General features: G+C 73.3%; 24 protein-coding genes. 7 read left to right on the forward strand and 17 right to left on the reverse strand.

The features are described 5' to 3' along the window. Positions 1-52: 52 nt before the first annotated feature. Genes ACJTNH_RS07330 through ACJTNH_RS07340 form a run of 3 tightly spaced genes read right to left on the reverse strand, consistent with a single transcriptional unit; the run spans position 53 to position 2,921 of the window. Positions 53-673, reverse strand: coding sequence for a LutC/YkgG family protein (locus tag ACJTNH_RS07330; RefSeq protein WP_458174103.1), 621 nt, complete (start codon positions 671-673; stop codon positions 53-55). Further along, positions 670-2,142, reverse strand: coding sequence for a lactate utilization protein B (locus tag ACJTNH_RS07335; RefSeq protein ID WP_458174105.1), 1,473 nt, complete (start codon positions 2,140-2,142; stop codon positions 670-672). Before ACJTNH_RS07335 ends, ACJTNH_RS07330 begins: the two co-directional genes overlap by 4 nt. Further along, positions 2,139-2,921: a (Fe-S)-binding protein gene (locus ACJTNH_RS07340; protein WP_458174108.1), complete on the reverse strand. Its 783-nt coding sequence runs from the start codon at positions 2,919-2,921 to the stop codon at positions 2,139-2,141. The genes ACJTNH_RS07335 and ACJTNH_RS07340 overlap by 4 nt, the downstream gene beginning before the upstream one ends. 99 nt (positions 2,922-3,020) lie before the next feature. Here ACJTNH_RS07340 and ACJTNH_RS07345 point away from each other — a divergent pair, with 99 nt between their 5' ends. Beyond that, a complete protein-coding gene (locus ACJTNH_RS07345; protein ID WP_458174110.1) occupies positions 3,021-3,734 on the forward strand; it encodes a FadR/GntR family transcriptional regulator in 714 nt (237 codons plus the stop codon). A gap of 7 nt (positions 3,735-3,741) precedes the next feature. Here ACJTNH_RS07345 and ACJTNH_RS07350 read toward each other — a convergent pair whose 3' ends face one another. The 10 genes from ACJTNH_RS07350 to ACJTNH_RS07395 all read right to left on the reverse strand — a co-directional run bounded on the left by ACJTNH_RS07350 (position 3,742) and on the right by ACJTNH_RS07395 (position 14,127). Continuing rightward, positions 3,742-4,311, reverse strand: coding sequence for a hypothetical protein (locus ACJTNH_RS07350; RefSeq protein WP_458174112.1), 570 nt, complete (start codon positions 4,309-4,311; stop codon positions 3,742-3,744). 119 nt (positions 4,312-4,430) lie between these two features. Beyond that, complete coding sequence (locus ACJTNH_RS07355; protein WP_458174114.1) at positions 4,431-4,811, reverse strand: metal-sulfur cluster assembly factor; 381 nt, start codon at positions 4,809-4,811, stop codon at positions 4,431-4,433. Further along, positions 4,808-5,275, reverse strand: coding sequence for a Fe-S cluster assembly sulfur transfer protein SufU (sufU, locus tag ACJTNH_RS07360; protein ID WP_458174116.1), 468 nt, complete (start codon positions 5,273-5,275; stop codon positions 4,808-4,810). Before sufU ends, ACJTNH_RS07355 begins: the two co-directional genes overlap by 4 nt. Continuing rightward, positions 5,275-6,606, reverse strand: coding sequence for a cysteine desulfurase (locus ACJTNH_RS07365; protein WP_458174118.1), 1,332 nt, complete (start codon positions 6,604-6,606; stop codon positions 5,275-5,277). The genes sufU and ACJTNH_RS07365 overlap by 1 nt, the downstream gene beginning before the upstream one ends. Beyond that, complete coding sequence (sufC, locus tag ACJTNH_RS07370; protein WP_458174120.1) at positions 6,603-7,436, reverse strand: Fe-S cluster assembly ATPase SufC; 834 nt, start codon at positions 7,434-7,436, stop codon at positions 6,603-6,605. Before sufC ends, ACJTNH_RS07365 begins: the two co-directional genes overlap by 4 nt. Positions 7,437-7,447: 11 nt before the next feature. After that, positions 7,448-7,792 (reverse strand): non-heme iron oxygenase ferredoxin subunit, encoded by a 345-nt coding sequence (locus tag ACJTNH_RS07375; RefSeq protein WP_299951993.1) that lies wholly within the window; start codon positions 7,790-7,792, stop codon positions 7,448-7,450. After that, on the reverse strand, positions 7,792-9,120 hold the full coding sequence (sufD, locus tag ACJTNH_RS07380) for a Fe-S cluster assembly protein SufD (RefSeq protein WP_458174122.1): 1,329 nt from the start codon (positions 9,118-9,120) through the stop codon (positions 7,792-7,794). The genes ACJTNH_RS07375 and sufD overlap by 1 nt, the downstream gene beginning before the upstream one ends. Then, positions 9,120-10,562 (reverse strand): Fe-S cluster assembly protein SufB, encoded by a 1,443-nt coding sequence (sufB, locus tag ACJTNH_RS07385; protein WP_458174124.1) that lies wholly within the window; start codon positions 10,560-10,562, stop codon positions 9,120-9,122. The genes sufD and sufB overlap by 1 nt, the downstream gene beginning before the upstream one ends. Next, entirely contained in the window at positions 10,559-11,488 is a 930-nt protein-coding gene (locus ACJTNH_RS07390; RefSeq protein WP_458174126.1) for a helix-turn-helix transcriptional regulator, read from the reverse strand. Before ACJTNH_RS07390 ends, sufB begins: the two co-directional genes overlap by 4 nt. An 83-nt stretch (positions 11,489-11,571) precedes the next feature. Continuing rightward, positions 11,572-14,127: an ATP-dependent Clp protease ATP-binding subunit gene (locus ACJTNH_RS07395; RefSeq protein ID WP_458174128.1), complete on the reverse strand. Its 2,556-nt coding sequence runs from the start codon at positions 14,125-14,127 to the stop codon at positions 11,572-11,574. A 183-nt stretch (positions 14,128-14,310) separates the two neighbouring features. Here ACJTNH_RS07395 and ACJTNH_RS07400 point away from each other — a divergent pair, with 183 nt between their 5' ends. Next, on the forward strand, positions 14,311-15,246 hold the full coding sequence (locus ACJTNH_RS07400; protein ID WP_458174130.1) for a COX15/CtaA family protein: 936 nt from the start codon (positions 14,311-14,313) through the stop codon (positions 15,244-15,246). 187 nt (positions 15,247-15,433) lie between these two features. On the opposite strand, the gene ACJTNH_RS07405 is transcribed toward ACJTNH_RS07400, so the two are convergent. Then, positions 15,434-15,826, reverse strand: a complete 393-nt coding sequence (locus ACJTNH_RS07405) for a DUF6188 family protein (protein WP_458174132.1) — start codon at positions 15,824-15,826, stop codon at positions 15,434-15,436. A 36-nt stretch (positions 15,827-15,862) separates the two neighbouring features. Continuing rightward, complete coding sequence (locus ACJTNH_RS07410) at positions 15,863-16,786, reverse strand: heme o synthase (RefSeq protein ID WP_458174134.1); 924 nt, start codon at positions 16,784-16,786, stop codon at positions 15,863-15,865. 320 nt (positions 16,787-17,106) lie between these two features. Between ACJTNH_RS07410 and tkt the strand changes: the two genes are divergently transcribed. The 5 genes from tkt (at position 17,107) to pgl (ending at position 24,303) form a co-directional block, all read left to right on the forward strand. Continuing rightward, positions 17,107-19,338, forward strand: coding sequence for a transketolase (tkt, locus tag ACJTNH_RS07415; protein ID WP_458174136.1), 2,232 nt, complete (start codon positions 17,107-17,109; stop codon positions 19,336-19,338). Positions 19,339-19,432: 94 nt separating this feature from the next. Continuing rightward, positions 19,433-20,539, forward strand: coding sequence for a transaldolase (gene tal / locus ACJTNH_RS07420; protein WP_458174138.1), 1,107 nt, complete (start codon positions 19,433-19,435; stop codon positions 20,537-20,539). 161 nt (positions 20,540-20,700) lie between these two features. Continuing rightward, positions 20,701-22,224, forward strand: a complete 1,524-nt coding sequence (zwf, locus tag ACJTNH_RS07425; protein ID WP_458174140.1) for a glucose-6-phosphate dehydrogenase — start codon at positions 20,701-20,703, stop codon at positions 22,222-22,224. A gap of 49 nt (positions 22,225-22,273) precedes the next feature. Next, positions 22,274-23,494, forward strand: a complete 1,221-nt coding sequence (locus ACJTNH_RS07430; protein ID WP_458174142.1) for a glucose-6-phosphate dehydrogenase assembly protein OpcA — start codon at positions 22,274-22,276, stop codon at positions 23,492-23,494. Then, entirely contained in the window at positions 23,491-24,303 is an 813-nt protein-coding gene (gene pgl / locus ACJTNH_RS07435; protein WP_458174144.1) for a 6-phosphogluconolactonase, read from the forward strand. Before ACJTNH_RS07430 ends, pgl begins: the two co-directional genes overlap by 4 nt. A gap of 94 nt (positions 24,304-24,397) precedes the next feature. Here pgl and ACJTNH_RS07440 read toward each other — a convergent pair whose 3' ends face one another. Together ACJTNH_RS07440 and secG are read right to left on the reverse strand one after the other, a co-directional pair. Beyond that, entirely contained in the window at positions 24,398-24,787 is a 390-nt protein-coding gene (locus ACJTNH_RS07440; RefSeq protein WP_458174146.1) for an RNA polymerase-binding protein RbpA, read from the reverse strand. Positions 24,788-25,072: 285 nt separating this feature from the next. Continuing rightward, entirely contained in the window at positions 25,073-25,303 is a 231-nt protein-coding gene (gene secG / locus ACJTNH_RS07445) for a preprotein translocase subunit SecG (protein WP_458174148.1), read from the reverse strand. Between the last annotated feature and the right edge of the window lie 27 nt (positions 25,304-25,330).

Genomic DNA, 25,330 nt, shown 5'->3' on the forward strand with positions numbered 1-25,330 from the left:
ACGTTGTGACCCAGGTGACAACCAGGCCGTGTCCGCCGTCACGTGCCGGCGGTCACCCCACGAGGACGACGTCCAGGGTGCGCGGACCGTGCACGCCCTCCACCCGGTCCAGCTCGATGTCGCTGGTCGCGCTCGGCCCGCTGATGACCGTCAGCGGACGCACCGGGTCCAGCGCGGCGAACGCCTGGGGCACCGTGTCCACGAGCTGGCCGACCGTCAGGACGCACACGTGGTGGTCGGGCACCAGGGTCACCGCGCGGCGACCCTGACCCGGCCCGGCGTCCAGCACGACCGAGCCGGTCGCGGCGATGCCCAGCCGGCCGAGCGTGACCACGCTGTGCACCCGGTCGAGCTCGGCGACCGCCAGCGGCGCGTCGGGCGAGTCGACCCGGACGTCCCCGGAGGGCCGCAGGTGCGCCGGCAGGTCGTGCGGCACGACCGCCGGCCGCCCGGCCACCAGCCGGTCGACGAGCGCCGACAGCTCGGCCTCGGTCGCGTCGGCCGCCACCCGGTGCACGGTGGCCGCGTACTCCTCGACCGCGGTGGCGAACCGGTCGGCGTCGGCCGGCCCGGTCAGCGGCGCGCGGGAGTAGTCCCGGGGGACGGCGACCGGCGCCGGGTCCGGGCCCACCGCGCGGCGGACCGCGGCCAGCACCTCCTCGCGGGCGCTCATCGCCCCTCCCCCGCGCCGGGCCGCCGCTGCCACAGCTGCCGGAACGTGCGGCTCGGCAGCGCCGGCAGGTCGCGGCTGCGGGTCCAGACCGAGCCCGGCCAGGGCAGCCGGCGGAAGCCCCGCCGGCGCCAGGCGAGCAGCCGGCCGCCGCTGATGAGCCGCGACCACCGCCGGGCGTCGGTCATCGCCCACGCGGCCGCCGCCATGGCGACGTCCTGGCCGCTGGGCACCGTGCGTTCCGCCTCGGCCGCCTCGACCGCGTCGGCCCGCAGCTTCACCAGCATGGTGGGGATGTCGATCCGCACCGGGCAGGCGTCGAAGCACGCACCGCACAGCGTGGAGGCGAACGGCAGGGTCGAGTTCGGGTCCTTGCCCCCGGTCATGCCGGTGAGCTGCGGGGAGAGCACCGCCCCGATGGGGCCGGGGTAGACCGAGCCGTAGGCGTGCCCGCCGACCCGCTCGTACACGGGGCAGACGTTGAGGCAGGCGCTGCAGCGGATGCAGTGCAGCGCCGACCTGCCCTCGGGGTCGGCGAGCACCCGACTGCGGCCGTTGTCGAGCAGCACCAGGTGGAACTCCTGGGGGCCGTCGCCCGGGGTCACCCCGGTCCACAGCGAGGTGTAGGGGTTCATCCGCTCGGCGGTGGAGCTGCGCGGCAGCAGCTGCATGAACACCTCGAGGTCGCCGAACGTCGGCACCACCTTCTCGATGCCCATCACCGTGATCAGCGTCCGCGGCAGGGTCAGGCACATCCGGCCGTTGCCCTCGGACTCCACCACGGCGAGCGTGCCGGTGTTCGCGCAGGCGAAGTTGGCGCCGCTGACCGCCACGCCCGCCTCCAGGAAGCGCCGGCGCAGGTAGGCGCGGGCGGCCATCGCCAGCTCCCGGGGGTCGTCCCCGAGGTCGGCGGGGGCACCGGGCATGGCCTCCCGGAAGACGTCCCGGATCTCCGCCCGGTTCTTGTGGATCGCCGGCACCAGGATGTGGCTGGGCCGGTCGCCGGCCAGCTGCACGATCAGCTCGGCCAGGTCGGTCTCCAGCGCCGCGATGCCCTCGGCCTCCAAGTGCTCGTTGAGGCCGATCTCCTGGGTGGCCATCGACTTGACCTTGACCACCTCGGTCGCGCCGGCGGCGCGCACCAGGTCGGTGACGATCCGGTTGGCCTCCTCGCCGTCCCGGGCCCAGTGGACGACGCCCCCGCGCGCGGTCACCGCGGCCTCGAGCTGTTCGAGCAGCTGCGGGAGGCGGGCCATGGTGTCTGCCTTGAGCGCCGAGCCGGCCAGCCGGAGCTGCTCCCAGTCGTCGAGCTCGGCGACGGCGGCCAGCCGCTTGGTGCGGATGGTCCCGGTCGCGTGCGCGAGGTTGCGCCGCAGCTGGTCGTCGGCCAGCCCGTCGGCGGCCGCCGACGGGAAGGGCCGGTCGCCGCGCACCGCGCCGGTGGCGGTCGGCATGCCGAGGAACGTGCTCATCGGGCACCCGCCCCCACGGTGTCGAGGGCGAGGGGCGCCTCGCGGGTGGCGGCCAGGATCTCGGCCAGGTGCCGGGTGCCGATGCCGGTCTGCAGCCGGCTCAGCCCGCCACCGATGTGCATCAGGCAGGAGGAATCGCCGGCCGCGCACACCTGCGCGCCCGTGCTGGCGACCGCGGCCACCTTGTCGGCGAGCATCGCGGCCGAGGTGCCCTCGTTCTTCAGTGCGAAGGTGCCGCCGAAGCCGCAGCAGACGTCGGCCTGCGGCAGCTCGACCAGGTCGATGCCGCCGACCGCGCGCAGCAGCTGCAGGGGCTTGTCGCCCACCCGCAGCATGCGCAGCGAGTGGCAGGTCGGGTGGTAGGTGACCCGGTGCGGGAACCAGGCGCCGACGTCGGTGACCCCGAGGACGTCGACCAGCAGCTCGGACAGCTCGTAGGTGCGGGCGGCCAGCAGCTCTGCCCGGGCGGCCGTGGCGGAGTCGCCCTGCCGGCGCGCCGCGGCCGCGTGCTGGTGGCGGACCGAGCCGACACAGGAGCCCGACGGCGCGACCACCGCGTCGCACTCCTCGAGCACCTGCTCGAAGGCGTCGACGTGGTGCCGGACCACCTGGGCGCCCAGCCGCCAGTAGCCGGTGTTGAGGTGCATCTGCCCGCAGCAGGTCTGCTCCGGCGGCACCACCACCTCGTGGCCCAGCCGGGTCAGCAGGCCGGCCGTCGCGGTGGCGACGCGCGGGACGACGGCGTCGGCCAGGCAGGTGGTGAACAGGGCGATGCGCATCCGGCCTCCGAACGAGCGGGTGTGGTCCGACCACGGTACCCCGTTGTGGTCCGACCACAGCGGAGCCCGGGTCGTGGCGGGCGCTCGTAAGCTGCGGTGATGCGCACCACCGAGACCGTGCTCCAGCACATCGAGGCGCAACTGCAGAGCCGCTCCCTCACCGTCGGCATGCGGCTGCCCGGAGAGCGGGCACTGGCCGAGCAGCTGGGCGTCTCGCGTGGCTCGGTGCGCGAGGCCCTGCAGGTGCTGGCCGCGATGGGCGTGGTGCGGCGGGCCGTCGGGTCGGGCGCGGACTCCGGTGCGGTGCTCATCGCCGAGCCGCTCGCCCCGCTGAGCTCCGCGCTGCGCCTGCACGTGGCCACCCAGGCGTTCCCGGTGAGCGAGGTCGTGGAGACCCGCGTGCTGCTCGAGTCCTGGGCCGTCGCGGGGGCAGCTCGCGCCGGCCGCCCCCTCGACGGGCTCGTTGCGCTGCTCGACCAGATGGACGACCCCTCGCTGGACGTCCGCGACTTCCTCCGGCTCGACGCCCAGCTGCACGTCGCCATGGCCGAGCTGTCCGGCAACGCACTGGTCGGCGCCATCATGGCGTCGCTGCGGTCGTCGATCGAGACCTACGTGCAGGGGTCGGTGCCCCACGTCGCGGACTGGCCGGCACTGCTGGACACCCTCCGTGCCGAGCACCGTGCCGTGGTGGCCGCCATCGCGGCCGGCGACCCGGCGCTCGCCTCGGACCGGGTGTCCCAGCACATCCGGGACTTCTACGTCGTCTCCGGCCTGCACCTGGACGACCCGCCACCGGACCGGGCGGCCTGAGCCCCGGTCAGCCGACGACGACCTCGGCGCCCACCGGGCGCCAGCCGGCAGCCAGGAACGACCGCAGCGAGGCGGTGTTGGCCGGCGCGACCTGCGCCCACAGCGGCTCGCCGCCGGGCACCAGCGCCGGGGCGGCCGCCGCCAGCGCGGTGCCCAGACCCCGGCCACGGACAGCCGGCTGGACCTCCACACCGGTCTCCCAGCGGCCGCAGACGCCCCGCCCGAGGGCGAGCAGGGCGGTGCCGTCGGGCGTCGTCCAGACCCGGACGTCGGTGCGGTGGGCCAGCGCCCGCCGCACCCGCGGGTGCTCCCCCGGCCCGGTCTCGACCAGCTCCAGCCCCGGGGCGGCCGGCGCGGGCAGGGCGACCAGCAGGGCGTCGAGCACGCCGGGCTCACCACCGACCCGGTCGGCGAGCGCGGACAGGAAGCGCGCTCCGAGGGGCGCCTCGATCGGCTCGTGCGCCACCTGCGCGGCCACCCAGGCCGGGTCGACGTCGGCGGCGACCACGTGCCAGCCGGTGCCACCGACGACGAGTGCCCGCACCCGCCGTCCGTCGAGGAGGGCAGGTGCGGGCACCGTGGGCACGCTGGCGTCGGCCGGCGGGGTCTCCCCCGCGGCCAACCGGCTCAGGAGTCGGAGGACCTCATCGCCCCCCACGCCTCGCAAGCTCGGCGCGGGCCCCTGCGACGAGGCCACTACACCCGGAAGCCGAGGGCCCGCAGCTGCTCGCGGCCGTCGTCAGTGATCTTGTCCGGGCCCCACGGCGGCATCCAGACCCAGTTGATCCGGATGTCGTCGACCAGACCGGGGCCGGGGCCGCCGGTGAGGGCCTGGCGGGCCTGGTCCTCGATCACGTCGGTCAGCGGGCAGGCGGCCGAGGTCAGCGTCATGTCGATGATCGCGACGTTGGCCTCGGTGTCGACGTCCAGGCCGTAGACCAGGCCCAGGTCGACGACGTTGACGCCCAGCTCGGGGTCGACGACGTCGCGCATGGCCTCCTCGACGTCCTCCAGGAGGGCGGACTTGCCGCCGAAGAGGCCGGCGTCCGCGGTGGTCTCAGGGGTGCTCTCGCTCATGCGGTCTCTCCCGTCGGGGTGGCGGACAGCGCGCGGGCGCTCGCGTCCTTCAACGCCATCCAGCTCATCAGTGCGCACTTGACCCGTGCCGGGTACTTGGACACGCCGGCGAACGCCACGGCGTCCTCCAGCTCGTCCTCGAGCTGCTCGGCCACGGCCGGGTCGCCCTTGCTCTGCATCAGCGTCATGAACTGCTCGCCGGTCTGCAGCGCGTCGCTGACGCTCCTGCCGAGCACCAGGTCGTACATCGCCGACACCGAGGCCTGGCTGATCGAGCAGCCCATCCCCTCGTAGGAGACGTCGGCGATCGTGTCGCCGTCCAGGTGCACCCGCAGGGTCACCTCGTCGCCGCACGTCGGGTTGACGTGGTGCACCTCGGCCTCGAACGGGTCGCGGAGGCCGCGCCCGTGCGGGTTCCGGTAGTGGTCCAGGATGATGTCCTGGTACATCGACTGCAGCTGCATCAGTTCGTCGCTCCCTCGCTGTCAGAGGGTGCAACGCCGAAGAAGCGCTGGGCTTCCCGCACACCGTCGACGAGCGCGTCGACGTCGTCGTAGCCGGTGTGCACGTAGAACGTGGCCCGGGTCGTGGCCGGGACGCCGTAGCGCCGCACCACCGGCCAGGCGCAGTGGTGCCCCACCCGGACGGCGATGCCCAGGTCGTCGAGCACCTGGCCGACGTCGTGCGGGTGGATGCCCTCGACGGTGAAGCTGATCGCCCCGCCACGGGCGACGGTGTCCGGCGGGCCGATCACGGTCACGCCGGGGACCGCCTGCAGCTGCTCGAGGGCGTACTCGGTGAGCGCCTCCTCGTGGGCCAGCACGTTGGCCATGCCCAGCCGCTGCAGGTACTCCACGGCCGCGCCGAGCCCGATCACCTGGGCGGTCATCGGGACGCCGGCCTCGAAGCGCTGCGGCGGGGGCATGAAGGTGCTGCCCTCCATCCGCACGACCTCGATCATCGAGCCGCCGGTGAGGAACGGCGGCAGCGCGTCGAGCACCTCGTACCGGCCCCAGAGCACGCCGACGCCGGTGGGGCCGAGCATCTTGTGCCCGGAGAACACCAGGAAGTCCGCGCCCAGCGTGGTGACGTCGACCGGCTGGTGCGGCACCGACTGGGCGCCGTCGACCAGCACCAGGGCGCCGACCTCCCGGGCCCGGGCGGTGATCTCGCCCAGCGGGTTGATCGTGCCCAGGATGTTCGACTGCTGGGTGACCGCGACGAGCTTGGTGCGCTCGTTGACCACGGTGCCCAGGTCGGAGAGGTCCAGCCGGCCGTCGTCGGTGAGCCCGAGCCAGCGCAGGGTCGCCCCCGTGCGCTCACACAGCTGCTGCCAGGGCAGCAGGTTGGCGTGGTGCTCCATCTCGGTCACGACGATCTCGTCGCCCTGACCGACGGCGTACCGCCGGAACTCCGGCTCCTTGGCCGTCGCCGCGTTGCTCAGCGCGTAGGCGACCAGGTTGATCGCCTCGGTGCTGTTACGGGTGAAGACGACCTCGTTCTCCGGCGCCCCGATGAACGCGCCGATGGTGGCCCGGGCCGCCTCGTAGGCGGCGGTGGCCTCCTCGGCGAGCTGGTGGGCACCGCGGTGCGGAGCGGCGTTGTAGTTCTCGTAGAAGTGCCGTTCGGCGTCCAGGACGCTGGTCGGCTTCTGCGAGGTCGCGCCGGAGTCGAGGTAGACCAGTCGACGCCCGTCCCGCACGGTGCGGGACAGGATCGGGAAGTCCGCCCGGATCGCCTCGACGTCCAGCGGCAGCGAGCGCGACCGGTGCGGACGCGAGGCGGTCGCGGTCATGCCTGCTGCGCCTCCGCTGCGGCCTGCTCGTTCGAGTCCTTGACGTAGGCGGCGTAGCCCTCGTCCTCGAGCTTCTGCGCGAGCTCGGGGCCACCCTCGTCGACGACCCGGCCGGCGACGAAGACGTGCACGAAGTCGGGCTTGATGTACTTGAGGATCCGCGTGTAGTGCGTGATCAGCAGGACGCCGACCGGGCTCTCGGCCTTGGCCCGGTTGACGCCCTCGGAGACGATCCGCAGCGCGTCGACGTCCAGGCCGGAGTCGGTCTCGTCGAGGATCGCGACCTTGGGCTTGAGCAGGCGCATCTGCAGGATCTCGTGGCGCTTCTTCTCACCGCCGGAGAAGCCCTCGTTGACGTTGCGCTCGGCGAAGGCGGCGTCCATCTCCAGGGCCGTCATCTCGGTGCGCACGTCCTTGACCCAGGTACGCAGCTTCGGCGCCTCGCCGGTCACCGCGGTGGCGGCGGTGCGCAGGAAGTTCGACACCGACACACCGGGCACCTCGACCGGGTACTGCATGGCCAGGAACATGCCGGCGCGGGCGCGCTCGTCGACGGTCATCGCGAGGACGTCCTCGCCGTCGAGGGTGACGGTGCCGCCGGTGATCGTGTACTTCGGGTGCCCGGCGATCGAGTAGGCCAGGGTCGACTTGCCCGACCCGTTGGGGCCCATGATCGCGTGGGTCTCGCCGCCACGGACGGTGAGGTCGACGCCGCGGAGGATCTCCTTGGCCTCGTCCCCCTCGCCGACGGTGACGTGCAGGTCGCGGATCTCCAGCACGCTGCCGGCCTGCAGGCCGGTGGCGGTCGGGGTCGCGGTGGGGCTGGTCACGATGTCGCTCCTCAGTTCGTGCTGGCCGCGAGGGGGGCGTCGACGTCGACCAGGACGTCGTCACCCTCGACCCGGACCGGGTAGACGGGGACCGGCTTGTTGGCCGGCAGGTTGGTGGGGGCGCCGGTGCGCAGGTCGAAGCAGGACCCGTGCAGTGCGCACTCGATCGTGGGGGCGCCGTCGACCTCGTCGACGTCGCCATCGGTGAGCGGGAAGTCCGCGTGCGAGCAGACGTCCTGGAGGGCGTAGAGCTCGCCGTCGAAGTCCACGACCGCGACGTCCACGTCCGCGAGCTCGACCCGCAGCGCACCGTCCTCGGGCACCTCCGAGCGGGCGCAGACGCGCTCGAAGGCCATCAGCCGACCTCGACCGGCTGCTCGTCGAGCTCCGGCAGCGCACCCAGCCGACGCTCGATCGAGGCCATCAGCCGGTCCTGCAGCTCGGGGATCCCGATGTGCTGGACGACGTCGGCGAAGAACCCGCGGACGACCAGGCGCCGCGCGGTCTCCGCGTCGATGCCGCGGGAGCAGAGGTAGAACAGCTGCTCGTCGTCGAACCGGCCGGTGGCGCTGGCGTGCCCGGCACCGACGATCTCGCCGGTCTCGATCTCCAGGTTGGGCACCGAGTCCGCCCGCGCCCCGTCGGTGAGGACGAGGTTGCGGTTGAGCTCGTAGGTGTCGGTGCCGGTGGCCGCCGGGCGGATGCGCACGTCACCGACCCACACGCTGTGCGCCTGCTCGCCCTGCAGCGCGCCCTTGTAGACGACGTTGCTGCGGCAGTTGGGCGTGCCGTGGTCGACCCACAGCCGGTGCTCCTGGTGCTGGGTCTCGTCGGCGAAGTACAGGCCGAACATGTCGACCGAGCCGCCGGGGCCGGCGTACTGCACGTTGCTGACCAGCCGGACGAGGTCGCCGCCCAGGGTGACCACGACCTGCTTGAGGGTGGCGTCGCGGCCGACGACGGCGTCGAACTGCCCGCCGTGCACCGCACCGGGGGCCCACTCCTGCACCGAGACGACGGTCAGCTGCGCGCCGTCGCCGAGCAGGAAGGCGACCCCGCCGGAGTACTTGGCCAGCCCGCTGTGGTCCAGGACCACGGTGGCCTGGGCGAACTGCCCGACCTCGACGACCAGCTGGCCCCAGACGACGTCCTCGCTGCCGGTGCCGGACAGGCCCAGGTGCACCGGGCGGTCGAGCACCGCGTCCTTGGCGATCCGGACGACGGTGGCGTCACCGCTGCGCTGGCGGGTGAGCGCGGCGAGCCGGTCGACCGGCTCGGGCAGGCCCTTGAGCAGCGGGTCGTCGGCGGGCACCGAGGTCAGCTCGACGCCCTCGGGCAGGTCGGTCTCCCACTGCAGGGACGCCTCCGACGGGGCGCCGTCCAGCAGCGCGCGGACGCGGCGCATCGGGGTGAACCGCCACTCCTCCTCCCGGCCGGTGGGCGCGGGGAAGGCGTCGGGGTCGACCGAGGTGAACCGCTCGGCCGGCGAACCGGTCGGGGCCGGCCCGCCGTGCGAGTGCGACCCCGGGGGGGCCTCGCCGGCGGTGCCGGTGCCGGCCGCCGGGGTGGTCGGCGGCCCGGCCTGGGCGCCCACGCCGGGAGCGAAGAGCTCCCCGGCGAGGGTGGCCGAGTCCGTGGTCAGGGTGGTCTGGTCGTCAGTACCGGTGTTCTGTGGAGCCGACATCAGCCGACGGCACCTTCCATCTGCAGCTCGATCAGGCGGTTGAGCTCGAGGGCGTACTCCATCGGCAGCTCCCGGGCGATCGGCTCGACGAAGCCGCGCACGACCATCGCCATCGCCTCGTCCTCGGAGAGCCCGCGGCTCATCAGGTAGAACAGCTGGTCGTCGCTGACCCGGGAGACCGTGGCCTCGTGGCCCATGGCGACGTCGTCCTCGCGGACGTCGACGTAGGGGTAGGTGTCCGACCGGCTGATCGTGTCGACCAGCAGCGCGTCGCACTTCACCGTCGACTTCGAGCCGTAGGCGCCCTCGTCGACCTGCACCAGCCCGCGGTAGGAGGTGCGGCCACCGCCCCGGGCCACCGACTTCGACACGATGGTCGAGGAGGTGTGCGGCGCGGCGTGCACCATCTTGGCGCCGGCGTCCTGGTGCTGGCCCTCGCCGGCGAAGGCGATCGACATGACCTCGCCCTTGGCGTGCTCACCGGTCATCCACACGGCCGGGTACTTCATCGTCACCTTGGAGCCGATGTTGCCGTCGACCCACTCCATGGTCGCGCCCTCGTGGGCCACGGCCCGCTTGGTGACCAGGTTGTAGACGTTGTTCGACCAGTTCTGGATGGTCGTGTACCGGCAGCGCGCGTTCTTCTTCACGATGATCTCGACGACCGCGGAGTGCAGCGAGTCGGTCTTGTAGATCGGCGCGGTGCAGCCCTCGACGTAGTGCACGTAGGCGCCCTCGTCGATGATCATCAGGGTCCGCTCGAACTGGCCCATGTTCTCGGTGTTGATCCGGAAGTAGGCCTGCAGCGGGATCTCCACGTGCACGCCCGGCGGCACGTAGATGAACGAGCCACCCGACCAGACGGCGGTGTTCAGCGCGGCGAACTTGTTGTCCCCGGAGGGGATGACCGAGCCGAAGTACTCGCGGAACAGGTCCGGGTGCTCGCGCAGCGCCGTGTCGGTGTCCAGGAACAGGACGCCCTGCTCCTCGAGGTCCTCACGGATCTTGTGGTAGACGACCTCGGACTCGTACTGGGCCGCGACGCCGGCGACCAGCCGCTGCTTCTCCGCCTCCGGGATGCCCAGCTTGTCGTAGGTGTTCTTGATGTCGTCGGGCAGCTCGTCCCAGGTGGTGGCCTGGGCCTCGGTCGAGCGCACGAAGTACTTGATGTTCTGGAAGTCGATGCCGGAGAGGTCCGAGCCCCAGTCGGGCATGGGCTTCTTGCCGAAGATCTTCAGCGCCTTGAGCCGGCGCTCGAGCATCCACTCGGGCTCGTTCTTGCGGCGCGAGATGTCGCGGACGACGTCCTCGTTGAGGCCACGGGTGGCCGAGGCGCCGGCGGTGTCGGCGTCGGCCCAGCCGTACTTGTAGCGGCCGAGCGCGTCGATCGTCTCGTCCTGCGTCATCGGCGTGCTGGCCGCCGGCTGCTGGGTGCTGGTCATGCGGGGGTCCTCTCCCGGTCGATCGAGGGGGTGCTGCGAGTGCTGGCGTCGGCGGCCCGGTCGAGGTGCTCCGGGACCGTGACGCGACCAGCAGGTACAGGGTGGGGCAGATCGGCTTTGTTCCCGCCGCGGGCCGTTTCCCGATCCCGTGTGCGCTGCGCTGGCACGGGCTGGGCCGGTGTGTGGGTGGGGCTGGGCTGGGCGGGGATGTGCGTGGGGCTGGGCTGGGCGGGGATGTGCGTGGTGCAGATCCCGTCGCCGTGGGCGATGGTGGCCAGTCGCTGCACGTGGGTGCCGACCAGTCGGCTGATCACCGCGGTCTCAGCCTCGCACAACTGGGGGAACTCGGCGGCGACGTGGGCCACCGGGCAGTGGTGCTGGCAGAGCTGGCCGCCGCTGCCGCTCCCCGGCCCGGCCAGTGACATGGCCATCGCCGCGTACCCCTCGGTGGTCAGCGCGGCCGCGACCACCTGGGCACGGTCGACGGGCCCGGGCGAGGCCGCCTGCGCCTGCTCGACCGCGGTGGAGCACCGCTGCTCCAGCCCGGACAGCTGCCGCTCGGCGACGGCCCGGACGGCGTCCGGCCCGCCGTGCTCGGCCACGAACCGGAGCGCGGTCAGCGCCAGGTCGTCGTAGGCGTGCGGGAAGGCCGAGCGGCCGGCGTCGGTGAGGGCGAACCGGCGCGCGGGCCGGCCCCTCCCCCGCTGACCGCCGGGGGCCTCGCGCTCGGTGACCCGGCCGGCGGTGACCAGACCGTCGAGGTGCCGGCGCACCGCCGCGGCGGAGATGCCCAGCCGGGCGGCCAGCTCGGCGGCGGACTGCGGACCGTGCTCGAGCAGCAGCGCGCTCACCCGGACCCGGGTGCGCCCGTCCTCGGCCGGCGCACCGGCGGCGGGGACGGCGGCGCGGGCCGCGGCGGATTCCACAACACGATTGTGTGCTTAATCAGGGAGCCCGCAAGCAAGGCGGACCTTACTTGCGGGCTCCCTGAGCTCAGCCGAGACGTACCTCACACCGCGGCAGGCGCCTCGGCCTCCGCGACGGTGTTCGGCTGCCGGTCGGAGACCCGCAGGTCCAGGGCGCCGTCCACGACGTCCACCCGGACCCCCTGCCCGGCGTGCAGGTCGCCGCCCAGCACCAGCCGGGACAGCCGGTTGTCGACCTCCCGCTGGATCGCCCGGCGCAGCGGGCGGGCACCGAACTGGCGCTCGAAGCCCCGCTCGGCCAGCCAGGAGACCGCCGCCGGGGTGAACTCGACCGCGATGTCCTGGGCGGCCAGCCGGCGCCGGGTCTCGTCCAGCAGCAGGTCGGTGATCCGGGCCAGCTGCTCGGCCTCCAGCTGCCGGAAGACCACGATCTCGTCGATCCGGTTGAGGAACTCCGGCCGGAAGGCCTCCCGCAGCCGCCGCATCACCTGGTCGCGCAGGTCGTCACCGGCGTCCCCGTTCGCGGTGAAGCCCAGCGGGCCCCGGCCGGCGTTGACGATCGCCTCGGACCCCAGGTTGCTGGTCATGATCACCACGGTGTTGGTGAAGTCGACCGTGCGGCCCTGGGAGTCGGTCAGCCGGCCGTCGTCCAGCAGCTGGAGCAGCGTGTTGAACACGTCCGGGTGGGCCTTCTCGATCTCGTCCAGCAGCACCACCGAGTACGGACGGCGACGCACCGCCTCGGTCAGCTGGCCGGCGTCCTCGTAGCCCACGTAGCCGGGGGGCGAGCCGACCAGCCGGCTGACCGTGTGCCGCTCCTGGAACTCGCTCATGTCCAGCCGGATCATCCGGTCGGAGTCGCCGAACAGCGCCTCGGCCAGCGCCCGGGCCAGCTCGGTCTTGCCGACGCCGGTCGGGCCCAGGAACAGGAAGCTGCCGATCGGCCGGTCCGGGTCGCCCAGGCCCGCCCGCGAGCGGCGGATCGCCTCGGCGACGACCTCGACCGCCTCCTCCTGGCCGACGACCCGCTCGTGCAGGACGTCCTCCAGGCGCAGCAGCCGGTCGCGCTCCTCCTCGGTGAGCTGGGCCACCGGGACGCCGGTGGCGCGGGAGACCACCTCGGCGATCTCCGCGACCCCGACCTCGGGGATGCCGGCCTCGCCACCGGACCGTGCCCGGTCGAGCTCGGCCTGCGCCGCCTGGCACTCGTCGCGCAGCGTGGACGCGCGCTCGTACTGCTCGGCGGCGACCGCCTGGTCCTTCTCCCGCTGCAGCTCCTGGACCCGCTGCTCCAGCGCCCGCAGGTCGGTGGTCGGCCGCTTCACCCGCAGCCGGGTGCGCGCGCCCGCCTGGTCGATCAGGTCGATGGCCTTGTCCGGCAGGTGCCGGTCGGTGACGTACCGCTCGGACAGCTCGGCCGCGGCGACCAGCGCCTCGTCGGTGAACCGCACCTGGTGGTGCGCCTCGTAGCGGTCCCGCAGCCCGCGCAGGATCTCGATCGTGTCCAGCGTGCTGGGCTCGGGCACCAGCACCGGCTGGAACCGACGCTCCAGGGCGGCGTCCTTCTCGATGTTGCGGCGGTACTCGTCCAGCGTGGTGGCGCCGATGATGTGCAGCTCGCCGCGGGCCAGCGCCGGCTTGAGCATGTTGCCCGCCCCGGCCGAGCCCTCCGAGCCACCCGCGGTGACGACGGTGTGCAGCTCGTCGATGAAGACGATCACCTCGTCGCTGTGCTCGCGGATCTCGTCCATCACCTTCTTGAGCCGCTCCTCGAAGTCACCGCGGTACCGGGTGCCGGCGACCAGCCCGGTCAGGTCGAGCTCGACCAGCCGCCGGCCGCGCAGCGACTCCGGGACGTCGCCGTCCACGATCTGCAGGGCGATGCCCTCCACGATCGCCGTCTTGCCGACGCCGGCCTCGCCGATCAGCACCGGGTTGTTCTTGTTGCGCCGGGACAGCACCTCGATCGTCTGCTCGATCTCCTGGGCCCGGCCGATGACCGGGTCGATCCTCCCGTCGCGGGCCATCGCCGTGAGGTCGCGACCGAACTCGTCCAGCGTCGGGGTGCTCGACGGCGGCTGCTCACCACCACCGCCACCGCCCCCGGCGGTCACCGGGCCACCCGCCGCGGCCTGCTGGAGCGCCTCTGGGGTGACCCGGGCACCGCCCAGCACCCGCCCGGCGCCCGAGTCGCCGTTCAGCGCCAGGGCGAACAGCAGGTGCTCGGGCCCGATGTAGGTCGAGCCGCTGGCCCGGGAGACCTGGTGGGCGTCGAGCAGTGCCCGCTTCGCGGCCGGGGTCAGCGCCGGCGCCTGGCCGGTGGGCTCGCCGCGGCCGAGCTGGCCGGCCAGGGCGGCCTGCAGCTGCTCGGCGTCCACACCGCTGCGGGACAGCAGGGTGCGGGTGGGCTCGTGCCCTGCCAGGGCCCACAGCAGGTGCTCGGTGTCCAGGTCCGGGCTCCCCCACTCGGCGGCCTGCCGCGCTGCCGCGGCGACCACCTCCCGGGAGTGCGAGGTGAGCAGCTGGGTGATGTCCACCCGCTGCATGCCGCGGCGGGCACCGGGGCCGCCGAGGAACGCCTGGAAGAAGTCGTCGAACGGGCCGCCGCCGAAGGGCGCACCCGGGAATCCGCTGGTCATGTCTGGAAGGGACCTCTCGTCGGAACGGGTCGGCGCTCACCTGCCCACCGCGGACGCTGCGCACCGCCCGCCGGGTCGCTGGTCCGGCGGTCTGTCGCGCGTCGGGCGGTGCCGCCGGCCGGGTGAGCGGGCTCTCTGCTCGAACCGGGGGGCGGGGGCGCCGAGGTAAGTAGCATCCGGGGCGTGTCGGTTCTTCCCGCGTCGTTCCGCTCTCGGATGAACCCGTCGGTGGTCTCCCGGATCGCCCTGGCCAACGTGATCGCCAACGGCGTCATCGTGGTCACCGGCGGCGCCGTACGCCTGACCGGTTCCGGGTTGGGCTGCCCGACCTGGCCCGAGTGCACCGACGGCAGCATCCGACCGACGGCCGAGCTCGCCGGCCACGGGCTGATCGAGTTCGGCAACCGGCTGCTGACGTTCGTCCTCGTCGTCATCGCCTTCGCCACCGTGGTGGCGGTCTTCGCCTCGGTGCGCCGCGACCTGCGCCGGCTGGCCGTGCTGAGCCTGCTGGGCATCCCCGCGCAGGCGCTGCTCGGCGGCGTCACGGTGCTCACCGGGCTCAACCCGTGGACCGTGGCCGCGCACTTCCTCGTCTCCTCGGTGCTGGTCGCGATCGCCACCGTGCTGTGGCTGCGCTCGCGCGAGCCCGGGGTGGGGCAGCTGCTGGTGCGCCGGCCGTTCGCGCTGCTGGTCACCGGCGTCGCCGCCACCGTCGCCGCCGTCCAGGTGGTCGGCACGGTGGTGACCGGCAGCGGCCCGCACAGCGGCGACCCGGAGGCCGGCCGCACCGGCCTCGATCCGGAGCTGATGAGCCAGCTGCACGCCGACCTCGTCTTCCTGCTGGTCGGCCTGACCATCGCCCTGCTGGTGGGCCTGCACGCCACCGACGCCCCCGGCCGGGTCCGCCGCGCCGCCCGCGACCTGCTGGTCGTGGAGCTGGTCCAGGGAGTGGTCGGCTTCGTCCAGTACTTCACCGACCTGCCGGAGCTGCTGGTGCTGCTGCACATGGCCGGCGCCGTGCTGATCGTCGTCTACACCGCCCGGCTGGTCTGGTCGGTCCGCGGCCCGTCGTCCGACGTCCCGGTCGACGCCCCGCTCACCAGCGCCGCCGCCGTCTGAGGCGCAGCCCGCGGCCGAGTGCGCAGAGAGGCGGCGCCGACCCCGGCAGCCACCGGTCCGCGCACCCCGTCGCCATCCGCTGCCGCCGTCCCGCCCGGCAGGACGATGTGCGTCCGTGGCGGGATCCGGCCCGGAAACCCCGCCCTCGACGAACATCGCCCACCTCGCCGGCGTCGTCGTGGGGCGGCTACGAGTGCCAGACGGCCAGGTCCCCGCCGGGTCCGCAGACGACGAGGCCAACATCGGACCCGGTGACCTGCCATGCCTCGTGGTCCGGGTCGGGAGCGCAGCGCAAGGTCGTCTCACCGATGGTGAGCCCCAACGCCCCGTCGTCACCGACGGCGACGGCGACGACGTCGCCGTTGAGGAGGGGCAGCAGCAACGCCAGGCCCTCGAGTTCGTGCGGGACCACCGGCGCGCCCGGGGCGGGGGCCACCGTGAGCGGGGCCTCGAAGGTCACCGTGACGCCGCCGGAGAAGCGCAGCTGAGCGTCGTGGAGGCCGACACACAGCTGGCCCAGGAACTGCCCCACCAGCGGTTGCAGCTGCGCGCTCGCCGAGCGTTCACCTTCCGCCGTCACGGGCTCATCGTCCTCCACCGACGGTGGAGTCCGGCGTCAGACGAGGACGTCGACGACCAGGGCGATCGACAGCAGGGTCATGTAGGTGATGGACACCGAGAACAGCTTCATCGGCCGGTCGGGCACCCCGGCCTTGATCCGGCGCAGCCAGGCGTGCGACTCGGCGACGTACCAGGCGCCCAGGGCGAGAGTGGCGATGCCGGTGCCCCAGCCGAGCTGCGGGGTGACCGGGGCCATCAGCAGCGAGACGGCCAGCGTGCCCCACGCCCACGCGACCGACTGGCGGCCCACGCTGACCGGCCCGGCGACGACCGACAGCATGGGGACGCCGGCCCGGAAGTAGTCGAAGCGGAACCGACTGGCCAGGGCCCAGAAGTGCGGCATCTGCCAGCAGAAGACGATGCCGAAGAAGACCAGCGCCGGCCAGTCCAGCGACCCGGTGACCGCCGCCCAGCCGATCAGCACCGGCGCCGCGCCCGGCAGCCCCCCGAAGACGGTGTTGTGGTGCGTACGGCGCTTGAGCACCATCGTGTAGAAGACCGAGTAGGCCAGCACCGCGGCAGCCGTGAGGGCCGTGGCCAGCGGCGTGGTGAACAGGCCGAGCAGCACCAGCGCGACCCAGGCCAGCAGCACCCCGAACACCAGCGCGTTGCGCGGCCGGATCACCCCGCTGGGGATCGGCCGGTCGCGGGTGCGCGACATGAGCCGGTCGATGTCCCGGTCGTACCAGCAGTTGATCGTGTTGGCCGCGCCCGCGGCGAGCATGCCGCCGACGAGCGTCGCCACGACCAGACCGGTGCCCGGCCAGCCGCCGGAGGCCAGCATCATCGCCGGCAGCGTGGTGACCAGCAGCAGCTCGACGAGCTTGGGCTTGGTCAGCGAGACGTAGGCGCCCACCGTCGCGCGGGCCGATCTCGTCGGCCGGGGCCGGCTGACGGCGCGGTCGGCGATCGCCGTCACCGGGTGCCCAGGGGCGCGGCGTCGCGCGGGCAGCAGAGCACCACGAGGTCCTTCTCCGCCGGGGATGGGGTTGCCCGACCACTGTAGCCGCCCTCCCCCGGGGAACAGCTCGGTACCACTAGGGTTTGATCACGTTGACTCTGCGCGTGATGCGGGTAGGGCGGACGTCGAGGACGACGGCGCGCCCACGCTCACGACCTCCGACCGCGCCGACCGGGGCGGCCGTGGTGTGCACCGTCGTCCGCCCGGGGTGGGTCGACCCCCTGGCCCTCCGGGCGGGTCCGACATCGACCGATCCCCGAGGGAGCTCCGAGCGCCACATGACCAGCGACAACGGAACCAAGAGCACCGCCGCCGAGGCCCCCGCCGAGGCCGCCTCCGACAGCTCCACCGGCGACCCCCGCCAGCCGAGCCCGACCCTCCCCGAGGGCTTCGGTGACCTCGACCGCGCCGCCATCGACACGGCGCGCGTGCTGGCCATGGACGCCGTCCAGAAGGTCGGCAACGGCCACCCGGGCACCGCGATGAGCATGGCGCCGGTCGCCTACCTGCTCTTCCAGAAGTGGCTCAAGCACGACCCCAGCGACCCGAACTGGGCCGCACGCGACCGCTTCGTGCTCTCCATGGGGCACTCCAGCCTGACCCTGTACGTCCAGCTCTACCTGGCCGGCTACGGCCTGGAGCTGGAGGACCTGCAGGCGCTGCGCACCTGGGGTTCGAAGACCCCGGGCCACCCCGAGGTCGGCCACACCGCGGGCGTCGAGACCACCACCGGCCCGCTGGGCCAGGGCGTCGGCAACGCGGTCGGCATGGCGATGGCCGCCCGCCGCGAGCGCGGCATGCTCGACCCCGAGACGGCCGAGGGCGAGAGCCTGTTCGACCACACCATCTGGGCCTTCGCCTCCGACGGTGACCTGGAGGAGGGCGTCAGCGGCGAGGCCTCCTCGCTGGCCGGCACCCAGCAGCTGGGCAACCTGGTGCTGGTCTACGACGACAACAGGATCTCGATCGAGGACGACACGACCGTCGCCTTCACCGAGGACGTCGGCGCCCGGTACGCCGCCTACGGCTGGCACGTGCAGCACGTCGACGACGGTGAGGACCTCGCCGCCGTGGACGCCGCCTTCGCCGCTGCCAAGGCCGAGACGAGCCGCCCCTCGATCATCGTGCTGCGCACGGTCATCGGGTGGCCGTCGCCGAACAAGCAGAACACCGGTGCCGTGCACGGCTCGGCGCTCGGCGAGGACGAGGTCAAGGCGACCAAGCAGGTCCTGGGCTTCGACCCGGAGCAGACCTTCGAGGTGCGCCCCGAGGTCATCGAGCACACCCGCGAGGCCGTCACCCGCGGCCAGGAGGCGCACCGCGCCTGGCAGCAGCAGTTCGACGCCTGGCAGCAGGCCAACCCCGAGGGCGCGGCGCTGCTGGAGCGGATGAGCACCCGCACCCTCCCCGAGGGCTGGGCGGCGAAGCTGCCGACCTGGGACGCCGACCCCAAGGGCGTCGCCACCCGCAAGGCCTCCGGTGAGGTGCTGGCCGCCCTCTACCCCGAGCTCCCCGAGCTGTGGGGCGGCTCGGCCGACCTGGCCGAGAGCAACAACACCGCGGTCAAGGGCGAGCCCTCGTTCCTGCCGGCGAACCGCCAGACCAAGATGTGGAGCGGTGGCCCGTTCGGCCGCACGCTGCACTTCGGTGTCCGTGAGCACGCCATGGGCGCGGTCATGAACGGCATCGCCCTGCACGGCGGCACCCGGGTCTACGGCGGCACGTTCCTCACCTTCTCCGACTACATGCGCGGCGCCGTCCGTCTGGCCGCCCTCATGCAGCTGCCGGTGACCTACGTGTGGACGCACGACTCCATCGGCCTGGGCGAGGACGGCCCCACGCACCAGCCGATCGAGCACTACGCGGCGCTGCGCGCCATCCCGGGTCTGGACTTCGTCCGCCCGGCCGACGCCAACGAGACCGCGGTCGCGTGGCGCACGATCCTGGAGCACAACGACCGACCGGCCGGCCTGGCGCTGTCCCGGCAGAACCTGCCGGTGTTCGACCGCACCGAGTTCGCCTCCGCCGAGGGCGTCGCCAAGGGCGGCTACGTGCTGGCCGAGGCGTCCAACGGCTCCCCCGAGGTCGTGCTCATGGGCACCGGCTCGGAGGTGCAGATCGCGGTGGCCGCGCGCGAGCAGCTCGAGGCCGCCGGCGTGCCCACCCGCGTCGTGTCCCTGCCCTGCTGGGAGTGGTTCGCCGAGCAGGACGAGGCCTACCGCCTGCAGGTGCTCCCGCCCTCGGTCAAGGCGCGCGTGAGCGTCGAGGCCGGGGTGCCGATGGGCTGGCGCGAGTTCGTCGGTGACGCGGGCCGGATCGTCGGCCTCAACCACTACGGCGCCAGCGCCTCGTACTCGAAGCTGTACGAGGAGTTCGGCCTGACCGCGGAGGCCGTCGTGGCCGCCGCCCGCGAGAGCATCGACGCCGCCGCCAACGGGGCCACTCCCCCGTCGGGTGCCGGCGTCTCCCGCGGCGGGGTCTACGGCTCCGACGCCACCGCCGACCACTGAGGAAGGACCCCGGTGCCCCCCGCCCCTCGCACGCTCGGGGCGGGCCCCTGCACCGGGGCCACCAGGCGCACTGCTCTTCAGGAAGGAACTGACCATGGCCCAGAACGAGAACCTGGCACAGCTGTCGAAGGCGGGGGTCGCCGTCTGGCTCGACGACCTCTCCCGCGACCGGATCCGCAGCGGCAACCTGCAGCAGCTGGTCGACGAGCACAGCGTCGTCGGCGTCACCACCAACCCGAGCATCTTCGCCGCGGCGATCAGCGGGTCGAAGTCCTACGACGACCAGCTGCACGCCATGGCGGTGCGCAAGGTGAGCGTCGAGGAGGCGCTGCGCACCATCACCGCCGCCGACGTCCGGGACGCCTGCGACCTGCTCGCGCCGGTCGCCGAGCGGACCGGCCGTGACGGCCGCGTGTCGCTGGAGGTGGCCCCGGGGCTGGCCCGCGACACCGACGCGACCGCCGCCGAGGCCGCGCACCTGTGGTGGCTGGTCGACCGGCCGAACCTGTTCATCAAGATCCCGGCCACCGTCGAGGGCCTGCCCGCGATCACCGAGACGATCGCGGCCGGCATCAGCGTGAACGTGACGCTGATCTTCAGCCTCGAACGCTACCGGGCCGTGATGGAGGCCTACATCGCCGGCCTGGAGAAGCGGCTGGCCGACGACCCGAACGCCTCCTTCGAGGGCATCGAGTCGGTCGCGTCGTTCTTCGTCTCCCGGGTCGACACCGAGATCGACAAGCGCCTGGACGCCGCCGGCGCGGACGCCTCGCTCAAGGGCAAGGCCGGTGTGGCCAACGCCCAGCTGGCCTACCAGGCCTACGAGGAGGTGTTCTCCTCCGACCGCTGGAAGGCGCTGGAGGCCAAGGGCGCCAGCAAGCAGCGGGCGCTGTGGGCCTCCACCGGGGTCAAGAACCCGGAGTACTCCGACACCCTCTACCTGTCCGAGCTCATCGCCCCGGACACGGTGAACACGATGCCGGAGAAGACCATGCAGGCCTACGCCGACCACGGCCAGGCCGGCACCCCGGTGCAGTCGGCCTACGCCGACGCCGAGAAGGTCATGCAGGCGGTCGCCGACGCCGGTGTCGACCTGGACGACGTCTTCCGCGTGCTGGAGGACGAGGCCGTGCAGAAGTTCGTCGACGCCTGGAACGAGCTGACCGCGTCGGTGCAGGAGCAGCTGCAGGACAAGGCCTGAGGAACGGGCTGGGGGGCGACGTCCGCGTCGTCCCCCGGCCCGCACCGCGGCGCCACCGCACCACCCTGAACACCGCACCACCCTCTGGACACCGCCGCCGTCCGGTCCGGCGCCGCACCGGACGGCGGCACCCTGCGAGCTGATCGAGGACGGATCTGACGATGCCCACCAACCCGTTGCGCGACCCGCGGGACCGGCGGCTGCCCCGAGTACCGGAGCCGTGCGCGCTCGTCGTCTTCGGGATCACCGGGGACCTCTCGCGCAAGAAGCTGCTGCCGGCCGTGTACGACCTGGCAAACCGCGGGCTGCTCCCCACCAACTTCGCGCTGCTGGGCTTCGCCCGCCGCGACTGGGGCGACGTCGAGTTCTCCGAGCTCGCCCGCTCGGCCGCCCGTGAGCACGCCCGCACCCCGTGGCGTGAGGAGGTCTGGGAGCGGCTGGCCAACAGCGTCCGTTTCGTCCAGGGCTCCTTCGACGACGACGACGCCTTCGACGAGCTGGCCAGCAACCTGGCCGAGCTCGAGGGCAGCCACGGCATCGGCGGCAACGCCGCGTTCTACCTGTCGATCCCGCCGGCCCTGTTCCCCACCGTGCTGAAGCAGATGCAGCGCACCGGCATGGCCGAGAGCACGCCCGACCGATGGCGGCGGGTGGTCGTGGAGAAGCCCTTCGGCACCGACCTGGCCTCCAGCCGGCAGCTCAACGAACTCGTCGACTCGGTGTTCACCGCCGACGACGTCTTCCGGATCGACCACTACCTGGGCAAGGAGACGGTCCAGAACCTGCTGGCCCTCCGGTTCGCCAACACCCTCTTCGAGCCGCTGTGGAACGGCCACCACGTCGACTCGGTGCAGATCACCATGGCCGAGGACGTCGGCATCGGTGGCCGCGCGGGCTTCTACGAGAAGACCGGCGCCGCCCGCGACGTGCTGCAGAACCACCTCCTCCAGCTGCTGGCGCTGACCGCCATGGAGGAGCCGGTGGAGTTCTCCGCCGAGGAGATCCGCACCGAGAAGCTGAAGGTGCTGCGCGCCGTCTCCGTCCCCGAGGTCGGCGACATGCACCGGTTCGCCATCCGCGGCCAGTACGAGCAGGGCTGGCTGGCCGGGCAGCGCGCCACCGGCTACCGGCAGGAGGAGGGCGTCTCCCCCGACTCCACCACCGAGACCTACGCCGCCGTCCGGCTGGGCGTGGAGACCCGCCGCTGGGCCGGCGTCCCGTTCTACCTGCGCACCGGCAAGCGGCTGCCCCGCCGGGTCACCGAGATCGCCCTGGTGTTCAAGCGCGCCCCCCACCTGCCCTTCGCCCCCACCGACACCGAGGAGCTGGGCCACAACCAGCTCGTGATCCGGGTGCAGCCCGACGAGGGCGTCACGCTGAAGTTCGGCTCGAAGGTGCCCGGCAGCGTCATGGAGGTCCGCGACGTCGCGATGGACTTCCTCTACGGCGAGCAGTTCACCGAGGCCAGCCCCGAGGCCTACGAGCGGCTACTGCTCGACGTGCTGCTCGGCGACGCCACACTGTTCCCCCGCAACGCGGAGGTCGAGGCGTCCTGGGCGGTCATCGACCCGCTCGAGGAGTTCTGGGCGAACACCACCCCGCACCCCTACCGGTCCGGTGAGTGGGGGCCCCGCGCCGCCGACGCGATGCTCGAGGCCGAGGGTCGGGCGTGGCGCCGACCGTGACCGCACCGCTCCCCCGACCGGCTCTGCCCACCCTCGAGGAGGGACTGTCATGACGACACTCTGGGACACCACCGGCTCCGCGGTGGTCAAGGAACTGGCCGCCCAGCGCCGCACCGGCGGCGCCGTGATGAGCGGCGTCGCGCTGACCCTGGTGGTCGTGGCCGACGAGGGCCGGGTCGCCGAGGCCGAGCAGGCCGCGACCGCCGCCGCCGAGGTGCACCCCTGCCGGTTGCTGATCGTGGTCCGGCGGCAGATCGAGGCCCCGGTGCCCCGGCTGGACGCCGAGGTGCAGATCGGCGGCCGGCTGGGCCCCGGCGAGTCCGTGGTCATGCGGATGTACGGCCGGCTGGGGCTGCACGCCGAGTCCGTCGTCCTGCCGCTGCTGGCCGCCGACGCCCCGGTGGTCACCTGGTGGCACGAGACGCCCCCGGAGCAGATCGCCCGCGACGCCCTCGGCGTGATCGCCGACCGGCGGATCACCGACTCGTCGATGGCGCCCGACCCGGTGGCCGCGCTGCGCAACCGGGCGCACGACTACTACCCGGGTGACACCGACATCACCTGGACCCGCAGCACCCCGTGGCGGGCCACGCTGGCCTCGACGCTGGACTCGGTGTCCGGTCGCCGGGGTGAGCCGGTGCGGGTGCTGGGCGGTCAGGTGGAGGGCGACCCGGACAACGCCACCGCCCATCTGGTCGCCGGCTGGCTCTCCTCCCGGTGCGGGTGCCCGATCGAGGTCGTGCGCAGCCCGCGGAAGAACGGCCCCCGTGGCATCGACTCGGTCACCCTCCGGCTGGACCAGGACGAGGAGGTGCGGCTGCAGGACGACCGCAAGGGCGGCGCGGTCATCGACCAGCCGTTCCGGCCGGAGTCGGTCGTCGCCCTCCCCGACCGCAGCCTCGGCGAGCTGATCGGTGAGGAGCTGCGGCGGCTGGACCCGGACGAGCCCTACAGCGAGGCGCTGGAGGCCGTCACCGGCGCGCGGGGTCTGTCCGACCGGCCGGCCTGCCGCGACCACGTCTGGTTCGACCCGATGCGGCCGGAGCAGACCGTGGAGCCGCAGAACGTCGCCGGCGAGACCGACGGCGGCTCGGCGACCGCGCACTCGGCACCAACGGTGCCCGACGTCCCGGGGGACACCGACGAGGTGGCCCTCAGCGGTGAGCACGACTCCCCGGCCGACGACTCCGACGAGCAGGCGGCCGTGCAGCCGGCCGCAGCCGCCCCGGCCAAGCGGGGCGGCGCGACCAGGAAGGCAGGCACCCGATGAGCCAGACCTCGCCCGGCGACCGGGTCGACGAGGCGTTGGCCGACGCCGGACTGCCGACCCCCGACGTGGTGATCGAGCCCGACGCCGACCGGCTCGCCCGGTCGGTCGCCTCGGCGCTGGTCGCCCGGCTGTCCGCCGCCCAGGCCGTGCACGGGACGGCGTCGGTCGTCGTCACCGGCGGCGGCATCGGGACCGCGGTGCTGGAGCGGGTGGCCGAGCTGGCCGCCGAGCCCGAGCACGCCGTGGTCGACTGGGCGTCGGTGGACGTCTGGTGGGGCGACGAGCGGTTCGTGCCGGTCGACCACCCCGACCGCAACGAGCTCGGCGCCCGGGAGGCGCTGCTGGGCAAGGTGGCACTGGACCCGGAGCGGGTGCACCCGATGCCCTCCTCCGACGCCGGCTTCGACGAGCCCGAGGAGGCAGCGGCCTGGTACGCGGAGCAGCTGGCCGCGGCCGCCGGCGAGGGCGGGACGCTGCCCCGGATCGACGTGCTGCTGCTCGGCATGGGTCCGGAGGGGCACGTGGCCTCGATCTTCCCCGACTCCCCCGCTGCCCGGGACGAGCGGCCTGTCGTCGCCGTCCGGGACTGCCCGAAGCCGCCGCCGACCCGGGTGAGCCTGGGCTTCTCCGCGCTCACCGCAGCGGAGGAGGTCTGGCTGCTGGTCAGTGGCGAGGGCAAGGCCGAGGCGGTGGCCCAGGCACTGGGCGGCGCGTCCCGGCTGGAGGTGCCGGCGGCCGGCGCACGGGGCCGGCGGGCCACCCGCTGGCTGCTCGACGCCGCCGCGGCGAGCAAGCTGCCTCGCGACTGAGGCTGCGCGGACGGCACCGGCCCGGTCACCCCAGCTGCTCTTGGGGTGACCGGGCCGGTGTCGTCTCGCCCCGGCCGTCAGCCGGGCGGTGCCCTCAGGCCCCGCGGCGGGCGCGGAGCTTGGCCAGCGCCTCCTCGAGGAGGGCGTCGCCGTCGGCGTCGGAGCGGCGCTCCCGGACGTAGGCGAGGTGCGTCTTGTACGGCTCGGTGCGCGGGGCCGGCGGCGGGTTCCGCTGGTCGATCCCGGCCGGGAGCCCGCACCGCGGGCAGTCCCAGGTCTCGGGCACCTCGGCCTCGGTCGCGAAGGCGATCCTCGACTCGTGCCCGTTCGCGCACCAGAAGCCCACCCGGCGCCGCGGCGCCGCCTCACCCCGCTCGGCCTCACCCATCGGACCTGCACCGACCCGGCTCCCCCGGATCGCGTTCCCACCAGCCACGAGCGGCCCCCCTGATCGTCGCCACGTCGCGATGACTGAGTTGATCACCGCTCGGGCAGTCTAGGGCCTGTGGCCCCGGTCTCAGGTCACGATGCGGACACCCTCAGTACCGGCACGCGACCGTCCGGGGAACCGCTGCCGCCCACGTGTCCGGGCCGCGATGCCGGCCCCCTCTCAGGGGCCCGCCGCCGAGCAGAGCGGGGTGGTGGGGGGAGAGGGGGTCCTTCGGCAGGGACCTGCCGCCGAGCAGAGCGCGGGGTGGGAGGGAGAGCGGGTCCTTCAGCAGGGGCCCGCTGGCGAGCTGAGCGCGGTGGTGGGGGCCCTTCGGCTTCGTCAGGCCTTGATCAGGATGCCCAGGGCCACGATGCAGACGGTCCACACGGCGCCGGCGAAGACGGTCAGCCGGTTGAGGTTCTTCTCCACCACCGAGCTGCCCGACAGCTGCGAGGAGACCGCGCCGCCGAACATCGACGACAGGCCGCCGCCCTTGCCGCGGTGCAGCAGGATGAGCACGATCAGCAGCAGGCTGGTGAGCACCAGCAGCACGTTGAGCGCCAGTTCCATCTTCGTCAGTCTCCTGTCCGCCTGCCC

Source organism: Modestobacter lacusdianchii, assembly GCF_054177765.1.

Excerpts from the sequence above, each read along its gene's own strand:
- ACJTNH_RS07335 (WP_458174105.1), bottom strand. The coding sequence starts at position 2,142 with ATGAGCACGTTCCTCGGCATGCCGACCGCCACCGGCGCGGTGCGCGGC.
- ACJTNH_RS07345 (WP_458174110.1), top strand. The coding sequence starts at position 3,021 with ATGCGCACCACCGAGACCGTGCTCCAGCACATCGAGGCGCAACTGCAG.
- ACJTNH_RS07340 (WP_458174108.1), bottom strand. The coding sequence starts at position 2,921 with ATGCGCATCGCCCTGTTCACCACCTGCCTGGCCGACGCCGTCGTCCCG.
- ACJTNH_RS07395 (WP_458174128.1), bottom strand. The coding sequence starts at position 14,127 with ATGACCAGCGGATTCCCGGGTGCGCCCTTCGGCGGCGGCCCGTTCGAC.
- tkt (WP_458174136.1), top strand. The coding sequence starts at position 17,107 with ATGACCAGCGACAACGGAACCAAGAGCACCGCCGCCGAGGCCCCCGCC.
- sufU (WP_458174116.1), bottom strand. The coding sequence starts at position 5,275 with ATGCAGCTGCAGTCGATGTACCAGGACATCATCCTGGACCACTACCGG.
- ACJTNH_RS07375 (WP_299951993.1), bottom strand. The coding sequence starts at position 7,792 with ATGGCCTTCGAGCGCGTCTGCGCCCGCTCGGAGGTGCCCGAGGACGGT.
- tal (WP_458174138.1), top strand. The coding sequence starts at position 19,433 with ATGGCCCAGAACGAGAACCTGGCACAGCTGTCGAAGGCGGGGGTCGCC.
- pgl (WP_458174144.1), top strand. The coding sequence starts at position 23,491 with ATGAGCCAGACCTCGCCCGGCGACCGGGTCGACGAGGCGTTGGCCGAC.
- sufD (WP_458174122.1), bottom strand. The coding sequence starts at position 9,120 with ATGTCGGCTCCACAGAACACCGGTACTGACGACCAGACCACCCTGACC.
- ACJTNH_RS07430 (WP_458174142.1), top strand. The coding sequence starts at position 22,274 with ATGACGACACTCTGGGACACCACCGGCTCCGCGGTGGTCAAGGAACTG.
- secG (WP_458174148.1), bottom strand. The coding sequence starts at position 25,303 with ATGGAACTGGCGCTCAACGTGCTGCTGGTGCTCACCAGCCTGCTGCTG.
- ACJTNH_RS07365 (WP_458174118.1), bottom strand. The coding sequence starts at position 6,606 with ATGACCGCGACCGCCTCGCGTCCGCACCGGTCGCGCTCGCTGCCGCTG.
- sufB (WP_458174124.1), bottom strand. The coding sequence starts at position 10,562 with ATGACCAGCACCCAGCAGCCGGCGGCCAGCACGCCGATGACGCAGGAC.
- ACJTNH_RS07355 (WP_458174114.1), bottom strand. The coding sequence starts at position 4,811 with ATGAGCGAGAGCACCCCTGAGACCACCGCGGACGCCGGCCTCTTCGGC.
- ACJTNH_RS07330 (WP_458174103.1), bottom strand. The coding sequence starts at position 673 with ATGAGCGCCCGCGAGGAGGTGCTGGCCGCGGTCCGCCGCGCGGTGGGC.
- zwf (WP_458174140.1), top strand. The coding sequence starts at position 20,701 with ATGCCCACCAACCCGTTGCGCGACCCGCGGGACCGGCGGCTGCCCCGA.